Annotated in this window: 14 protein-coding genes and 1 pseudogene; 11 read left to right on the top strand and 4 right to left on the bottom strand. The window is 66.9% G+C overall.

Going from position 1 to position 14,352, the window contains the following annotated elements; translation table 11 throughout:
- Nucleotides 1-129: 129 nt before the first annotated feature.
- The gene (locus BST40_RS25090) at nt 130-858 is read left to right on the top strand and encodes a DUF2652 domain-containing protein (RefSeq protein WP_075548888.1); all 729 of its coding nucleotides are present in this window, start codon (nt 130-132) and stop codon (nt 856-858) included.
- Nucleotides 859-908: 50 nt separating this feature from the next.
- Nucleotides 909-1,286 (top strand): nuclear transport factor 2 family protein, encoded by a 378-nt coding sequence (locus BST40_RS25085; RefSeq protein ID WP_075548924.1) that lies wholly within the window; start codon nt 909-911, stop codon nt 1,284-1,286.
- 18 nt (nt 1,287-1,304) lie between these two features.
- Here the strand turns inward: BST40_RS25085 and BST40_RS25080 are convergent, their stop codons facing one another.
- Entirely contained in the window at nt 1,305-2,660 is a 1,356-nt protein-coding gene (locus tag BST40_RS25080; RefSeq protein ID WP_167381710.1) for a flavin monoamine oxidase family protein, read from the bottom strand.
- Nucleotides 2,661-2,820: 160 nt separating this feature from the next.
- Here BST40_RS25080 and BST40_RS25075 point away from each other — a divergent pair, with 160 nt between their 5' ends.
- Nucleotides 2,821-3,783 carry an alpha/beta fold hydrolase gene (locus BST40_RS25075; protein ID WP_075548887.1) on the top strand — a complete coding sequence of 321 codons (963 nt, stop codon included), beginning with the start codon at nt 2,821-2,823 and terminating at the stop codon, nt 3,781-3,783.
- Here the strand turns inward: BST40_RS25075 and BST40_RS25070 are convergent.
- The 3 genes from BST40_RS25070 to BST40_RS25060 all read right to left on the bottom strand — a co-directional run bounded on the left by BST40_RS25070 (nt 3,778) and on the right by BST40_RS25060 (nt 7,553).
- The gene (locus tag BST40_RS25070) at nt 3,778-5,124 is read right to left on the bottom strand and encodes a flavin monoamine oxidase family protein (protein ID WP_075548886.1); all 1,347 of its coding nucleotides are present in this window, start codon (nt 5,122-5,124) and stop codon (nt 3,778-3,780) included. The two genes, BST40_RS25075 and BST40_RS25070, sit on opposite strands and share 6 nt — an antisense overlap.
- 177 nt (nt 5,125-5,301) lie before the next feature.
- On the bottom strand, nt 5,302-6,417 hold the full coding sequence (locus BST40_RS25065) for an Rv3169 family protein (RefSeq protein WP_075548885.1): 1,116 nt from the start codon (nt 6,415-6,417) through the stop codon (nt 5,302-5,304).
- Complete coding sequence (locus tag BST40_RS25060; protein WP_075548884.1) at nt 6,417-7,553, bottom strand: phosphotransferase family protein; 1,137 nt, start codon at nt 7,551-7,553, stop codon at nt 6,417-6,419. The genes BST40_RS25065 and BST40_RS25060 overlap by 1 nt, the downstream gene beginning before the upstream one ends.
- 43 nt (nt 7,554-7,596) lie before the next feature.
- Here BST40_RS25060 and BST40_RS25055 point away from each other — a divergent pair, with 43 nt between their 5' ends.
- The 8 genes and pseudogenes from BST40_RS25055 to BST40_RS25020 all read left to right on the top strand — a co-directional run.
- Nucleotides 7,597-8,199, top strand: a complete 603-nt coding sequence (locus BST40_RS25055) for a TetR/AcrR family transcriptional regulator (protein WP_075548883.1) — start codon at nt 7,597-7,599, stop codon at nt 8,197-8,199.
- Entirely contained in the window at nt 8,196-9,065 is an 870-nt protein-coding gene (locus tag BST40_RS25050) for an SDR family NAD(P)-dependent oxidoreductase (protein ID WP_083156086.1), read from the top strand. Before BST40_RS25055 ends, BST40_RS25050 begins: the two co-directional genes overlap by 4 nt.
- Nucleotides 9,066-9,150: 85 nt before the next feature.
- Nucleotides 9,151-10,110, top strand: a complete 960-nt coding sequence (locus BST40_RS25045; protein ID WP_083156084.1) for a DUF4129 domain-containing protein — start codon at nt 9,151-9,153, stop codon at nt 10,108-10,110.
- On the top strand, nt 10,107-10,589 hold the full coding sequence (locus tag BST40_RS25040) for a hypothetical protein (protein WP_075548880.1): 483 nt from the start codon (nt 10,107-10,109) through the stop codon (nt 10,587-10,589). The genes BST40_RS25045 and BST40_RS25040 overlap by 4 nt, the downstream gene beginning before the upstream one ends.
- Before the next feature lie 38 nt (nt 10,590-10,627).
- Nucleotides 10,628-11,605 (top strand): AAA family ATPase, encoded by a 978-nt coding sequence (locus tag BST40_RS25035; protein WP_075548879.1) that lies wholly within the window; start codon nt 10,628-10,630, stop codon nt 11,603-11,605.
- The gene (locus BST40_RS25030; protein ID WP_075548922.1) at nt 11,589-12,866 is read left to right on the top strand and encodes a DUF58 domain-containing protein; all 1,278 of its coding nucleotides are present in this window, start codon (nt 11,589-11,591) and stop codon (nt 12,864-12,866) included. Before BST40_RS25035 ends, BST40_RS25030 begins: the two co-directional genes overlap by 17 nt.
- A 1-nt stretch (nt 12,867) precedes the next feature.
- On the top strand, nt 12,868-13,314 hold the full coding sequence (locus BST40_RS25025) for a hypothetical protein (protein WP_075548878.1): 447 nt from the start codon (nt 12,868-12,870) through the stop codon (nt 13,312-13,314).
- Nucleotides 13,315-13,507: 193 nt separating this feature from the next.
- Nucleotides 13,508-14,260 (top strand): annotated as a pseudogene (locus tag BST40_RS25020) (PPE family protein); the annotation flags it as partial.
- Nucleotides 14,261-14,352 lie beyond the last annotated feature (92 nt).

The raw sequence follows: 14,352 nt of genomic DNA, 5'->3' as shown, positions 1-14,352 counted from the left end.
CATGCCTGACGACGGTCACCGTTTCGCGGGCATTCTTATGTGAGGCACCGAGGGTGTTTCGCGGGCACTTTTCGTGAGTCAAGCCGCAGCATCGACTGTGTCGGGTCAGACCGCTAAAATCTTAATTTCATGGCCGTTAGGCGCGCCGTGTTGCTCATTGCCGATATCGGCGGATACACGCGCTACATGACGTGGAACCGCATGCATCTGGTCCACGCGCAGCAGACGGTGGCAGAGTTGCTCGAAGCGGTGATCGACGCCGGTAACGGTCTCAAGCTGGCCAAGCTGGAGGGCGATGCGGCGTTCTTCTGGGCGCCCGGCGGAAACCCGAAAGTCGTTGTGTGCGAGCGGATAACAACCATGCGGCAAGCCTTCCTGGCGCGGCGGGAAAGGCTCAAGAAAGACATCGCCTGCGACTGCGCGAGCTGTTCGCAACTGGGCAATTTATCGCTCAAGTTCGTCACTCACGAAGGCGACGTCGCCGAACAGAAGGTCAAGCGGCGGGTCGAACTCGCCGGCTTCGATGTCATTCTCGTGCACCGGATGCTGAAGAACCTGGTGCCGGTGCCGGAGTACGTGCTGATGACCGACGTGGTGGCCGCTTGCCTCGATGAGTCGATGCGGAAGCTCTCGATTGCGTTGAACCACGATTTCGAGGGCATCGGCCAAACGGCGACCTACTATATCGATCTCGCCACCTTCGAGGTGCTGCCCGTGGTGGTGGAACGCGGCTTCTTCGCCCGGCTTTCGGCGAAGCTGGGATTCGGGGCGAAGGCGTTGCCCTTCATGCTGGGGGCAAAACAGCCCTGCGCGCAGTTCCACAACATTGATCGCGGCGCACAAGAGCTTCCCGCGTGAGCCGGGCGGCGGGCAGTCGTCGCAGTTCCGAACCCGGATACGATCGGCCGGTGTCGGTGGCGCTGCTTCGCGAGATGTTCGACCGGGTGGTCGTGGCCAAGAACGCTGATCTCTTCGAGCACTACTACGACCCCGACTTCGTGATGTACTCCGACGGGCTGAGTCAGAGTTTCACCGAATTCCGCGACAGCCACCGCAACGTCTATGCCACCGACATCAGCTACGCGGTCGAGTACGACGAGCAGGCGTGGGTGGCGGCCGCCGACAAGGTCGCGGGACGGTTGTGGATTACCACGTCTCGCCCCGGCGAACAGCCGACCCGAATAGAGGTTGTGCTCATCGCCGCGTACCGCAACGGTCGAATCCATCGGATCTGGGAGACGACGTGGCCGAGTTGGCGCAACGTGGCCGCGCTGGAAGACTACTGACCGGGCATCCCGGCAACGTCATTGCAGCCGGCGCATCAATTCGGCCGCGGCGTGTCGGCCGCTGAGCAAGGCGCCGTGCACGGTGGCGGGATTGTCTTCGCCGACAGCCTCGCCGGCGAGGTAAAGCCGGTCACCGATCGGTTCCTGCAGCCGGCGGCGATCGTCGAGACCGGAGCCCGGCGCGTGAAACGAGTACGAGCCAAGGGCATAGGGATCGACGGTCCAGGTCGACGATTTGACGTCGACGAGCGCGACGTCAGTGCCGAACAACTGCCGGGCGATGGGCAGCGCGGAGGCCATCAACTCACCGGGTGCCGAGGACTCCACGTGCCGGCCGCGGTGACCGGCGTTGAAAGCCAACACGATCGGTCCGGCGGCGGCCGGCAACGTCAGCCATTGCGCCCACATCCCGGTGTCTGCGCCCAGGAATTGGTAGAACGCGTTTTCCAGGTCCCAGGTCCGTTGCGCGAAGCGGAAGTAGCTCTTGGACAGCACGCCAAATCCCAACGCCCGCAAGGAGTGTGCGTGTCCATCCGGAAGCGGCGGATCGAAGGTTATCGCTCCGGCTTGCAGCACGCCGAGCGGAACGGTGAGGATCGCGGCGGGTCCTTCGAAGGACCGGTCACCGGCTCGCACGATCACCGAATTGCCTTGTCGCACCACCGCTGTGACCGCGGTATTGAGGACGACGGGAAGCCCGTCGGCCAGTGAGCGTGGCACGGCATCGTATCCGCTGGTGATGACCACCTGCGGTCCGCCGGTGTACGTGCCTTTGTCGAACGTCGTGGCGGAGAGCTGGTCTGCATCCGCGGCGTACTCGTCTTCGATTTCGGTGTTGACGTAGTAGGCCAATTGGGCGCGTTCGCTATCGGACAACTCGTCGCGCTCCGCCTGGGCGTCGAGGGCGGCGCCCAGACTGCCGCCGTCGACCTCGTCGCGAGCCTGCCCTACCAGCGCCCGCCAGGTTGCCTGGCGGTACTCGACGGGCCCTAGGCGCGGATCGATCACCAGCTTGGCCGCTTGGTTGTAGTCGGTCGGCGCGAATTGCGCCTGTACTTTGCGCGCCAACTCCGCCAGCGGGTTGTTTGTCGTGCCGTGAATCCACGACGCGCCCATTTCCAGTGGCGGACCCCAGTCGCGGGTGGTGTTCACCCGGCCGCCAATCCGATTGCGGGCTTCGATCACTTGCACCGGCCAACCCGCGTCGGCAAGACTGCGGGCCGCGGCCAACCCCGCCATTCCGGCGCCGATGACCAGCACCGCTTGGTGGTCCGGAGGCGCTGTCTTGGCGCACCCGGCCGTTACCCCGGACCCGACGACGCAGCCCAAACCCGCCGTTGCCGCCAAGAACCCCCGGCGGGACATCTGGGACACGATGTCAGCGTCTCACACCCGCGCGATCCGGAAATGTGGGCTGCTCAGCGTCGTTACCAGATCGTGTTCACGCAAATGTGACCGGCCCCACATTACCGTCAGGTAAACTCGGCTGCATCCGGAGGGCGGCGACGAAGCCGCGTTCGAAGGGGGAGCGGCGATGAAGTCCACCCGCGGCAGTGTGCCGAACCAGTTGCCCGATGCGTTGCCGCCCAGTCGCAGCTTGACCGTTCGCGCGGCCGACGGTACTCCGTTGCACACCCAGGTGTTCGGGCCGCCGGACGGCTATCCGATCGTCTTGACGCATGGCTTCGTCTGCTCCATCCGGGTGTGGGCGTATCAGATCGCCGACCTGGCCACCGACTATCGGGTGATCGCTTTCGACCACCGCGGACACGGGAACAGCGGCATTCCGCGGCGCGGCAGTTACACCCTCAAACACCTTGCCTCCGACCTGGATTCGGTGTTGGACGCGACGCTGGCCCCGCACGAGCGGGCGTTGATCGCCGGGCATTCGATGGGCGGGATCACCATCTCGGCCTGGTCGGAACGCTATCGCCACAAGGTACTCCGACGTGCCGACGCGGTCGCCTTGATCAACACGACCACCGGCGACCTGCTCAGCAAGGTGAAGTTGCTGTCGGTGCCACGGGAATTGTCGGCGGCACGAGTACTGGCCGGCCGCGGCTTGATCAACGCGTTCGGGGGATTTCGGATACCGGGCGCGGTCCGGATACCGACCCAGCTCATGGTCGCAATGATGGCCGTCGGGGCCGATGCCCACCCGAGCACCGCGCGGCTGGTCTACGAGCTGTTCACGCAGACCTCACCGGCAGGGCGCGGCGGCTGTGCACGGATGCTCGTGCAGGAACTGGGGCCCCGGCATATCAACCTCGACGGTTTGACGGTGCCGACCCTGGTGATCGGCAGCAAGCGTGACCGGCTGACGCCGATCAGTCAGTCCCGCAAAATTGCCAGTGCCGCACCCAATGTCTTCGATCTCGTCGAGTTGCCGGGCGGCCACTGCTCGATGCTGGAACAGCACCACGAGGTCAACCGCCATTTGCGCACCCTGGCCGAATCGGTCACGCGCAATTCCGCCGTCCGGCGGATCAGCTCATAGCCGTGCGGACACTTCGGTGGCCGCACGGCGACCGGACCTGACGGCGCCCTCCAAATAGCCGGTCCATTCATCCGCGGTTTCCGTGCCGGCCCAGTGAATCGGCCCAACCGGTTCGCGCAGCAACCGCCCGTATTTGGTCCAGGAACCGGGCGGCACCGCGGCGGTGGGACCGCCTGGCGCGAATTGTTCGCTGCCCCAACGGTAGTCGGCGTAGTCGAGAGGCTTGAGCGCTTGGTCGCCGAACAGCGATGCGAAACACCGCAACGTGTCGCGGCGACGCTGCTCGGTGGGCAGCGAGTCGAATGCGCGGGCATCGACGAAACCCATGAGGATGCCCGGCCCGTCGTCATGTGGGCTGACATCGAAGGTGATGAACACCGGGCCGTTGTCGGACAGGGCCTGGCCGGAGAATCCGTTGGCTCGCCAGAACGGCGTGGAATAGGCGGCGTAGGCCTTGCTCAACCGACCCTGCGGCCAATGCCGGGCGAGTTCCAGGTATTGCGGCGGCAGCGGGGGATCGAACTCGATGGCCGCACGGTGTGCGGGCGGGATCGCCACGATGACGAACCCAGCTTCGGCATGTCCCTGATCCGACGTGACGGTCACACCCGCGCCGTGCCGGTCGATGCGACGCACCGGGGCATCCAGCACCACCCGGTTTCCCAGCTCGGCCGCCGCCAGGTCGGCGATCTGCTGGGTGCCGCCCGCGAACCGATCTTGTTGGGCGCCGTTTTCGACGTCCAGGAGCCGGTCCAGGCCGCCGGCCGCGCGCACATAGCGGGTGGCGTGCAGCATGGAGACGTCTTCGGGTTCGCAACCCCAGGTCACCCGGGCCATGATGGCCATCAGGTCGTGTGACGACGCGGTGGCGCGCACCGCGCGCAACCACTGACGCAGTGACACGCCGTCGAGTTGGCGCGCTCGCGGCGCATCCCAGGGCGCCGATATCGGCACGGCGCGGGCAAGCCGCTCAAATTGCCAGCGTAACCGCGCGATGTCGAGCAGTCCGGCCAGCGAAAGCCTCGGGATCGTGCCACTGTACGGGCGCACCGCGCCCCGCCAGTGGATCACGTTCTTGCCGTCGTGGTAGGTCGGGATGGTCGGAACTCGCAGCTCGTCGGCCAGGGCCAGGACCTGGTTTTGCGTGGGTCCGACGAACGTGCCGCCCATGTCCGCCGGTAATCCCGCGACGTTGCCGGTGAGGGATCGGCCGCCGACGCGGTCGCGGCCTTCGAAGACCAGCACGTCATGACCCTGACCGGCCAGGTCGCGGGCTGCCGCCAGTCCGGCGAAGCCGGCACCGACTATGACCACGTCGACAATCCAGCGTGGGTTTGTCACGTCCTCCAGTCAACCGCATTTCGGCGGATCCGTCGGAAAAACCAACACCCCGACGCCGGGTGACTCGAGTGACTGATGTGACCGGGCCCGACTGACTACCGTTGAGCCCCGACAGCCGACAGCACGACATCGGCATTGACGTCGGGGTGCGGTGGCCGGCGCCCCGTTACGGCGCGCTTACGGTGCAACCGTCAGCCAGTCGGCGAACCCCGACGGGTCGTGGCGTCCCAGCGCGCCGTGCTCGTACAAACCCCAGCCCTCTACCGGTTCGGCCTCGCCGTCGCGGCACATCGCACGGCCGACGTGGTCGATGACGCCGAAGCCGGACCGGGCGATGATCGCCGGATCGGTCATGTCGTAGGTCAGCCGCTCGACGAATTTCTCGCCCTTCCACATGCCGTGCAGCCAGTCGGAATCGCCGCCGTAGCCGCCGCCGACGTGGATCGGCACCGGCAGCTTGGACTCCACGTCGAAATGCACCGGGGCGCCGTCGGGTGCCGTCGCGTCGATGGTGGCCCCGGTGGGGATCCGCGTGCCGGAGCGGTAGTGGATTGTGACCCGTGGCCAGCCCAGCTGCTCGACGCGGCCGTCGCGCCACACCCGGGTGCAGTCGTTGAGCGAGCGGAATCCGTTCGGCTCCTCCTGAATGATCAGCACGACCGCGAAAGCGTCGAACGCCATCGGCAGGTACAGCCACCACATTCCCTCGAATGGCGGATCGGCGGGCCGGCCGGCCGGCTCGGGCTCACCGATCGGCCGGATGCCCCAGGACCGGTCGCGGCTGCCGATCCAGGTGGCGGGGTCTACCGCGATCTCTTCGCCGTCGATCGCTATCCGGCCGCTCCAGCTGCCCAGCTGGGCGAACCGTTGCGCATTCAGCGTCACCCGGTTGCCGGACCGCAGTATGTGCGGCTGTTCCCGGACGACGTCGAACAACCCCTGCCAGGTGAGATCGGCTGCGATGCCTTCGGTTTCGTCCAGGACAAGGCGCAGCTTGCGCAGCGGCTCGACGACCTCGATGCGATAGCCGTTGACGTGCTGGCGCAGCCGGTTCTGGTCGATAGCGTCGGAAAGATGTACCGCCGTTTGGGTATCCCCGCGCCTGATTAGCAGGAATGCGTCCTTTACTCCGAGGTTGGGGTAGTAGCCGATACCGCTGATCACAAAGATGTTTCCGGTGCGGTCGTGGGCGTTGAAGTAGGAGCGGTCATAGAAGTTGCGGTCGGAGGAACCCGGCCAGGCGATCGGCTGGGGAAGTTGGTGCACCGGATATTCGTCGAGTGGCCCGATCATCAGTCGTCCTCTCCGATAAGGCGCTTCATCAAAACGGCGTGGTAGAACAGCGATTCGACGTTGTCGGGTCTGTCGATCTCACCGAAGTGAATGCGGCGCGCGCCGGTACGCATGAACACACAGGCCCACATGACACCCGAATACACGTAAAACCAATGCAGGTCGCCAAGTTCGGCGCCGGTAAGGCGCTCATAGGTGGCCCGGACGTCGGCTTCGCGCATCACTTCGGGCAGCCCAGGCAGCGTCGCCAGGGCGGCCAGCTCCTGAAAGACGAGGTGCGCGTAGATCATCCAGGCGACATCGAGTTCGCGGGGACCCAGCGTGACCATTTCCCAGTCCAGCACCGCCACCGGACGAAAGTCGCGATACATGACGTTGCCCACCCGGGCGTCCCCCCACAGGAGCACCGGTTGGCGCGCATCCGCTTCGTGCGGCCAGTTGTCGTCGAGCCAGGCGAACGTCCGCTCCAGCAACGGAGATCGGCCGATGTCGGGTACCGCGAAGTCGTACCAGGCGCGAACCCAGTTGACATGCCTGCGCAGCGCGGTGTCGCCGGGGAAGTCCTTGGCCAGAAATCCAAAGGTGTTCTCGGCGTCGGGGATCGAATGCAGCGTGGCCAGCACTGCCACCGTGGCGTCCTGTAGTTCGCGCTGACGCTCGGCCGCGGCGTCGGCGAACCAGTTGTTGCCGAAGGTGTAGGGCATCACGTCGGGCGGCACCACGCCGTCGACGTAATCCATCAGGAAGAACGGAGTTCCGAGCACGTCCCCGGTGGGCTCGATCCAGCGCACGTTGGGGACCGGGACGTCGGTCAGTTCGCCAACTCGCCGTATCACCTCGAATTGGTGGTCGAGTCGATAGGTGGGGAACACCGGCACATCGGTGGCCGCGGGCGCCACCCGGACCACCAGTTTCTGCTCGATGGGTTGGCCGTCCTGACGCCAGCACGCGGTCACAATGATGGTTTCCGACGACATGCCGGTGGAATCGACGCCGCTTTCCACGCTCACCTGGGGTGCGGCGCCGCCGGGCAACACGGTCGACAGCCATCGCGACATCACCGCCGGCAGGGTGGTGACGTCACGACTCGAGCGCTGCAGGCGGTCGATGTCCCCAATCGCCGGTTCGTTGGTCACAGGTCTTCCTTCCCGCGATAATTACGATACGGTAGGTAGCGTTATGAAAGCAGACCCGTCCTCCCTTGACAAGGCCCCGGGCGCCGGCCGGCCCCGCGACCCGCGCATCGATTCGGCGATCTTGGCGGCGACCGCGGAATTGCTTGTGCAGATCGGCTATTCGAACCTGAGCCTGGCCGCGGTCGCCGAACGTGCCGGGACCACGAAATCGGCGTTGTACCGGCGCTGGTCGAGTAAGGCCGAACTGGTCCACGAGGCAGCATTCCCGGCGGCCCCCACGGCATTGCAGGCTCCGGCCGGCGATATCGCCGCCGACATCGCGATGATGCTCGCCGCCACCCGCGACGTGTTCACCACCCCGGTGGTACGGGCCGCGTTGCCCGGCCTGGTGGCCGATATGACCGCCGATGCCGAGCTCAACGCCCGGGTGATGTCACGGTTCACCGACCTGTTCGTCGCCGTGCGGGCGCGGTTGCGGGAGGCTGTCGAACGCGGTGAGGCGCATCCCGACGTCGACCCGGACCGGTTGATCGAACTGATCGGGGGAGCCACGATGCTGCGAATGCTGCTGCGCCCGGACGAGAAGCTCGACGACACATGGGTGGATCAGACCGCCGCGATCCTGGTGCACGGGGTGACCCGGTGACGCGGCGGCTGGCCGGCCGCGGCGCGCTCGTCACCGGCGCCAGCCGCGGATTGGGCCGTGCCATCGCGTTGGCATTGGCGGCCGAGGGCGCGGCGGTGGCCGTCGCCGGGCGCACCGAGCAGGTGTGGGACGACCGGCTGCCGGGGACCATCGGCGAAACCGTGGCCGATATCGAGGCGGCAGGCGGACGCGCGATCGCGGTGCGGGCCGACCTGACCGAGCGCGACGACGTCGCACGGCTGGTGACCCAAGCGCGAGATGCGTTGGGGCCGATCACGATCCTGGTCAACAATGCGGCGTTCACCGCGCCCGGTCGCCCGCCGGTGCCGGGCGCGCAACCGCACGCCAAGCCGGTCAGGCCGACCGACGGCAAACCCGGCTGGCCCGGTTTCCTCAGTATCCCGTTGGCCGCCTATCGCCGGCACTTCGAGATCTCGGTGTTCGCTGCCTACGAGTTGATGCAACTCGCCTGTCCCGACATGGTCGCGGCGGGTGGCGGCTGGGTCGTCAACATCACCTCGGTGGCCTCCCGGTTACCCGGCGACGGGCCGTATCCGGATCGCAGCGGCGGGGTGCTGCCCGGATACGGCGGAGCCAAGGCGGCGCTCGAGCATCGCACCCAGTGCGCGGCCTTCGATCTCGCCGGCCACAACATCGCGGTCAACGCGCTGGCGCCGTCGAAACCCATCCTCACTCCGGGGTTGGCCTACTACGCCCGGGAATTCGACGACACCGCCCCGGCCGATGAATTCGCCAGGGCGGCAGTGGAATTGGCACTCGTTGACGCCGCCGTGGTCACCGGGCGCACGATCGGGCACCGGGAGGTTCTCGACGGCAGCTTCCGGCCGTTCCGGCCGGGGCAGTAACTTCGGCCGCTGGTGGCGACACGGGTCTTCGACGTGCCAGTATGAAGAAATCCCAGGCCGCAACGGCGGCAGGCAGGTGTGCCAGATGCCCGGTATCGACAAGCCGACAGGACGCGTTGTCGTCCTGGTCCTGCTGTTGATCCTGGTCGCCGCTGCCCTGCGTGGCTATCTGCCGGCTGCCGACGGCGGCTCCCGCTCGGAGCCGGGTAGCGGCCGGGCGGCGCTGACGTTCGTGATCGTCGCCCTGAGCGCGAGTGTCGCGCTGATGGCGTTCGCGATGATCGCGCGATTACGCGATCCGCGCGCGGAGGCGCCCAGTGCGGGGACCCTGTCCGAGATGCTCGGCGGCGGCAAGGGACGTCCGAGTTGGCGGGTGCTGCTCATCGGGCTGGGCGTGATCGTGGCCTGGCTGCTGGTCGCGACGCTGCTCGCTCGCCTGGTCGTGCCGCGGGAAGTGGCTTCCTCGCTGCCCTCGGCGGATCAGAGCGCGCCACCGCCGGCGCCCCGCCCCGCGGCGCCGCCGAGGCAGCACCCGCCGGGCAATCCCGGACACACCCTGGAAATCCTGCTCGCGTACACGGTTCCGCTGTTGATCATGATCGTCGTGGCAGCAGCCGTCATGGCACGGCGGCGGTGGCGCGGCGCACCCCCGGCGAGCGTCGCCGCCGACGACGTCGAGTTCCCGGGGCCGGCCGAGGGGTCGGAATTGCTGGCTCGGGCGGCCGAACTGGGATTGGCCGAGATGACCGATCTGGATCGCGAGCCGCGGGAGGCGATCATCGCCTGCTACGCGGCGATGGAGCGGGAGCTCGCCAACGTTCCCGGTGCCGTTCCTCAGGACTTCGACACCCCCACCGAGGTGCTGGCCCGCGCCGTCGCACACGGCGTCCTGCGTGCCGACAACGCCGGACAGCTGGTCAACCTGTTCGCCGAGGCTCGGTTCAGTCCGCACGTGATGAACGAGGGGCACCGCGAACTCGCGGTCCGGGTCCTTCGGCTGGTGCTCGACGAACTGGCGCCCCGCATCCAGCGAGCTGCCTTGTGAAAAAGCTTGTCGTCCTGGGTGTTTGCCTCATCGTCGGAATCGAGCTGCTGGGGTTGATCGTGCAGGATCGCCGGTTCGTGCTCGCGGCTTCCGGTGTGGCGGTGGGCCTGGTGTTGCTCAATGTCCGCCGGGTCCTCGGCCGCGGATCCTCGCCGGCCGTCGAGCCCGAGCACGACGATCTCGGCGACGGATTGCGCCGCTGGCTGTCGAGCACCGAGACCACGATCCGGTGGTCGGAATCCACCCGCGCGGACTGGGACCGGCACTTGCGTCCGATGCTGGCGCGCCGATATGAAATCGCGACCGGTCAACGGCTGGCCAAAGACCCGGCGGCGTTTCACGCCACCGGCCAGATGCTGTTCGGCGCCGAGTTGTGGGAATGGGTCAACCCCAACAACGTCGTGCGTTCCGGTGCGCATCAGCCCGGTCCCGGCCGCGCGGCGCTCGAGGCGATCCTGGAAAAATTCGAGCTGGTATGAGGCTGGTAGGACGAATGTGACTCGATCATGACCCGATCATGAATATGCCGGTTGCGACCACGACGGCCCGCTGCGAGGCGGTGCTCGACGAAATCGAACGCGTCGTGGTGGGCAAACGCGCCGCGCTCACGCTGATCCTCACCGCCGTCCTGGCGCGCGGCCATGTGCTCATCGAGGACCTGCCCGGTCTGGGTAAGACGCTGATCGCACGCTCCTTCGCCGCCGCGCTGGGGCTGGAATTCAAGCGAGTGCAGTTCACGCCTGATCTGCTGCCGGCCGACCTGCTCGGCTCGACGATCTACGACATGCAGTCGGGCCGCTTCGAGTTTCGCCCTGGTCCGATTTTCACCAACCTGCTGATGGCCGACGAGATCAACCGCACGCCGCCGAAAACCCAGGCGGCGTTGCTGGAGGCGATGGCCGAGGGCCAGGTCAGCATCGACGGCAAGACGCACAAGCTGCCCACACCGTTCATCGTGCTGGCCACCGACAACCCGATCGAGTACGAGGGCACCTACCCGCTGCCCGAGGCACAGTTGGATCGGTTCGCGATTCGGCTGGAGCTGCGCTACCTCTCCGAGCGGGACGAGACCGCGATGCTGCGCCGTCGTCTCGACCGCGGGTCGGCCGAACCGACGGTGAACCAGGTCGTCGACCTGCACGACCTGCTGGCGATGCGGGAATCGGTCGAGCAGGTGACCGTCCACGAGGACGTCTTGCACTACGTGGTGTCGCTGGCCACCGCGACGCGGCATCACCCCCAGGTCGCCGTCGGCGCCAGTCCGCGTGCCGAACTCGACCTGGTCCAACTCGCGCGTGCCCGTGCCCTGCTGCTCGGGCGCGATTATGTGATCCCCGAGGACGTCAAGGCGCTGGCCACCGCGTCGATCGCACACCGGATCACGTTGCGTCCGGAGATGTGGGTGCGAAAGGTACAGGGCGCCGACGTCGTCGGAGAACTGTTGCGCCGCTTGCCTGTTCCGCGAACCAATGGGGCGAATGATCCAGACGCGTGAAGTCGAGTTGCGCTGGCGTGCGTCACCGTTGACGCTGGCGATCGCTACCGGTGCGGCAGCGGCGCTGGCGGCTGCCGTCATCGGCGGTCGCTGGCAGCTGATCGCGTTCGCGGCGCCGCTGCTCGGCGTGCTGTGCTCTATCTACTGGCAGCGACCGGTCCCGGCCGTCCAGGTGCTCGGCGAGCCGGATTCGCAGCGCTGCTTCGAGAATGAGCAGGTACACGTCAAGGTTTGGGCCACAACGGATTCCACCGCTCAATCCGGGTCGGAGCCGATCGAGGTGACGGTCTCGGCGCCCACCGGCATGCAGCTCGATGCTCTCCAATCGGATTGCCGCACAGCCAGAATGGTCGCCGCGTCGGCCCCGCGATGGGGTCGCTATCCCATCCGGGCCCGGGTCGACGTGGTCGCACGCGGCGGCTTGCTGACCGGGTCAGGAACCGTCGACGCGGCCGAAATCGTGGTCTTTCCGCTGACACCGCCACAGCCCACGGCGATTCCGCAGACCGAATTGCTCGACCGTCTGGGTGCCCACCTCACCCGGCACATCGGCCCGGGCGTGGAATACGCGGACATTCGCCCCTACGTGCCGGGCGACCAGCTGCGCGCCGTCAATTGGGCGGTCAGCGCGCGGCGTGGCCGATTGCACGTGACGCAGCGGTTGACCGACCGCGCCGCCGACGTGGTCGTGCTCATCGACACCTATCGGCAGCCGCCGGGTCCGGCGACCGAGGCCACCGAGCGAATCGCGCGTGGCGCCGCTCAGGTGGTGCAGACCGCACTGCGCAACGGTGACCGCGCCGGGATCGTCGCGCTGGGGGGCAACCGTCCCCGGTGGCTGGGCGCCGATATCGGCCAGCGCCAGTTCTATCGAGTGCTCGATACCGTGCTGGCCACCGGCGACGGGTTCGAAAGGACTACCGGAACATTGGCGCCGCGTGCTGCCGTTCCGGCCGGGGCGATTGTCATCGCGTTCTCCACCTTGCTCGACACCGAATTCGCGCTGGCACTCATCGACTTGCGCAAACGCGGTCATGTGGTAGTTGCCGTCGACGTTCTCGACGGGTCTCCGTTCGAGGGCGAGCAGGATCCGCTGGTGGTACGGCTGTGGGCGCTGCAGCGCTCCGCGATGTATCGCGACATGGCCACCGTCGGTGTCGACGTGCTGTCCTGGCAAGGGGATCGTCCGTTGGAGCTGTCGATGAGCACCTTGCCCGATCGCCGTCGTCGGGGGCGCGGACAGCTGGCGGGAAGGCACTGACATGGGCGTTTCTGCCCGTCAGGTCGGCAAGCTCAGTCGGGTCGGGTCCTCGTTGTTCGGCCTGCTGATGGTGGCGTCCGCCGTCGTCGGGGCGCACGGGCCGGCCGTCGCCGTCGGGATTGCGGCCGCTCTTGCGGTGGCGGCGGGGATCGCGTTTCGGCCGGCGGCAACGATTGCGGTGCTGCTGTCGGTGTCGGTGTTGGTGATGTCGGATCCGTCGCAGGGGCTTGCCGCACTGTCGGGGTTGTGCGCAGCCGCCTATCTGGTGTGCCGACACGCCATTGGTCTCGTGGTGGGCAGTTTGCCAACGATCGTGTCCGCCGCGGGATTCGCCTTAGCCGGATTGGTCGCGACGTCATTTCCGTTGCAGGTGCCGTGGTTGCCGTTGGTGGCGCCGGTGGCGGTGGTCGCGATCTATGTGCTGGCGACCCGCCCGTTCATCGGCTGAGTGTGAACTGGGTCCATGTTGCTGTCAGCAATAATGTTCAACGAGTTTGACGGAACTCCCCACATTCATGCGGCGATTTTCCTAAAGTCTGCGATAACCGGTGTAGTGCTGTGGACGGTCGCCCGAAGCTCAGGCATCCGTTGCGCGGCCCGGGGAGGAATGCGGTGTGGCGACCGGACGAAAGGACTAGCTGATGAACTTCTTTGTCTTGCCCCCTGAGATCAATTCGCTGCGCATGTTTACCGGCGCGGGGTCTGCACCGATGCTGCAGGCGGCGGCAGCCTGGGACGGGTTGGCCGAGGAGTTGGGCACGGCGGCGCAGTCGTTCACGTCGGTGACCTCGGGGCTGACGGGCCAGGCGTGGCAGGGTGCTGCCGCAGAGGCCATGACCGCCGCGGCAGCGCCATACGCGGGATTCTTGGAGGCGGCCTCGGCACGGGCGGTGGGAGCGTCGGCGTCTGCCAAGGCGGTGGCGAGTGCGTTCGAGGCGGCGCGGTCGGCCATGGTTCATCCGCTCGAGGTGGCCGCGAACCGGAATGCCTTCGTGAAGCTGGTCCTTTCCAATGTGTTTGGTCAGAACGCGCCGTTGATCGCCGCGGCTGAGGGAATCTACGAGGAGATGTGGGCCGCGGATGTGTCCGCGATGGTCGGGTATCACGGTGGGGCGGCGACGGCAGCATCGGCGTTGCAGTCGTGGCAACAGGCGTTGTCCCGGTTGCCGGGCCTGGGTCAGGCGGCGGCGTCGGCCGTGGGTGCGGCGGCCGCGTCACCGGCCGCAGCACCTTTTGGGATTGTGTTGTCCAACACGGGTCTTGGAAACACCGGCGACTGGAACATCGGTGGCGGCAACAAGGGCTCGTTCAACCTGGGCAACGGGAACTTCGGCAGCCTCAACCTTGGCGGCGGAAACATCGGCAACCTCAACTCGGGCAGCGGCAACTTCGGGGTCGCCAAGTGCTGTCGCGTCAACACATCGCCCAGCCCCCGCGCCGTAGCCGACGCGCGGAGGCGCTCCTGCGGATGAGGCAAATAAGGGGG

It is taken from the genome of Mycobacterium persicum (assembly GCF_002086675.1).
Lineage (GTDB): Bacteria > Actinomycetota > Actinomycetes > Mycobacteriales > Mycobacteriaceae > Mycobacterium > Mycobacterium persicum.
Note: the sequence above shows the minus strand (reverse complement) of the source record. Positions and strands in the feature narration are given on the sequence as shown.

What these genes read in the sequence shown, in the direction of transcription:
- BST40_RS25090 (WP_075548888.1), top strand. Translation starts at nt 130, where the DNA reads ATGGCCGTTAGGCGCGCCGTGTTGCTCATTGCCGATATCGGCGGATAC.
- BST40_RS25075 (WP_075548887.1), top strand. Translation starts at nt 2,821, where the DNA reads ATGAAGTCCACCCGCGGCAGTGTGCCGAACCAGTTGCCCGATGCGTTG.
- BST40_RS25065 (WP_075548885.1), bottom strand. Translation starts at nt 6,417, where the DNA reads ATGATCGGGCCACTCGACGAATATCCGGTGCACCAACTTCCCCAGCCG.
- BST40_RS25055 (WP_075548883.1), top strand. Translation starts at nt 7,597, where the DNA reads ATGAAAGCAGACCCGTCCTCCCTTGACAAGGCCCCGGGCGCCGGCCGG.
- BST40_RS25045 (WP_083156084.1), top strand. Translation starts at nt 9,151, where the DNA reads ATGCCCGGTATCGACAAGCCGACAGGACGCGTTGTCGTCCTGGTCCTG.
- BST40_RS25035 (WP_075548879.1), top strand. Translation starts at nt 10,628, where the DNA reads ATGAATATGCCGGTTGCGACCACGACGGCCCGCTGCGAGGCGGTGCTC.
- BST40_RS25030 (WP_075548922.1), top strand. Translation starts at nt 11,589, where the DNA reads ATGATCCAGACGCGTGAAGTCGAGTTGCGCTGGCGTGCGTCACCGTTG.
- BST40_RS25025 (WP_075548878.1), top strand. Translation starts at nt 12,868, where the DNA reads ATGGGCGTTTCTGCCCGTCAGGTCGGCAAGCTCAGTCGGGTCGGGTCC.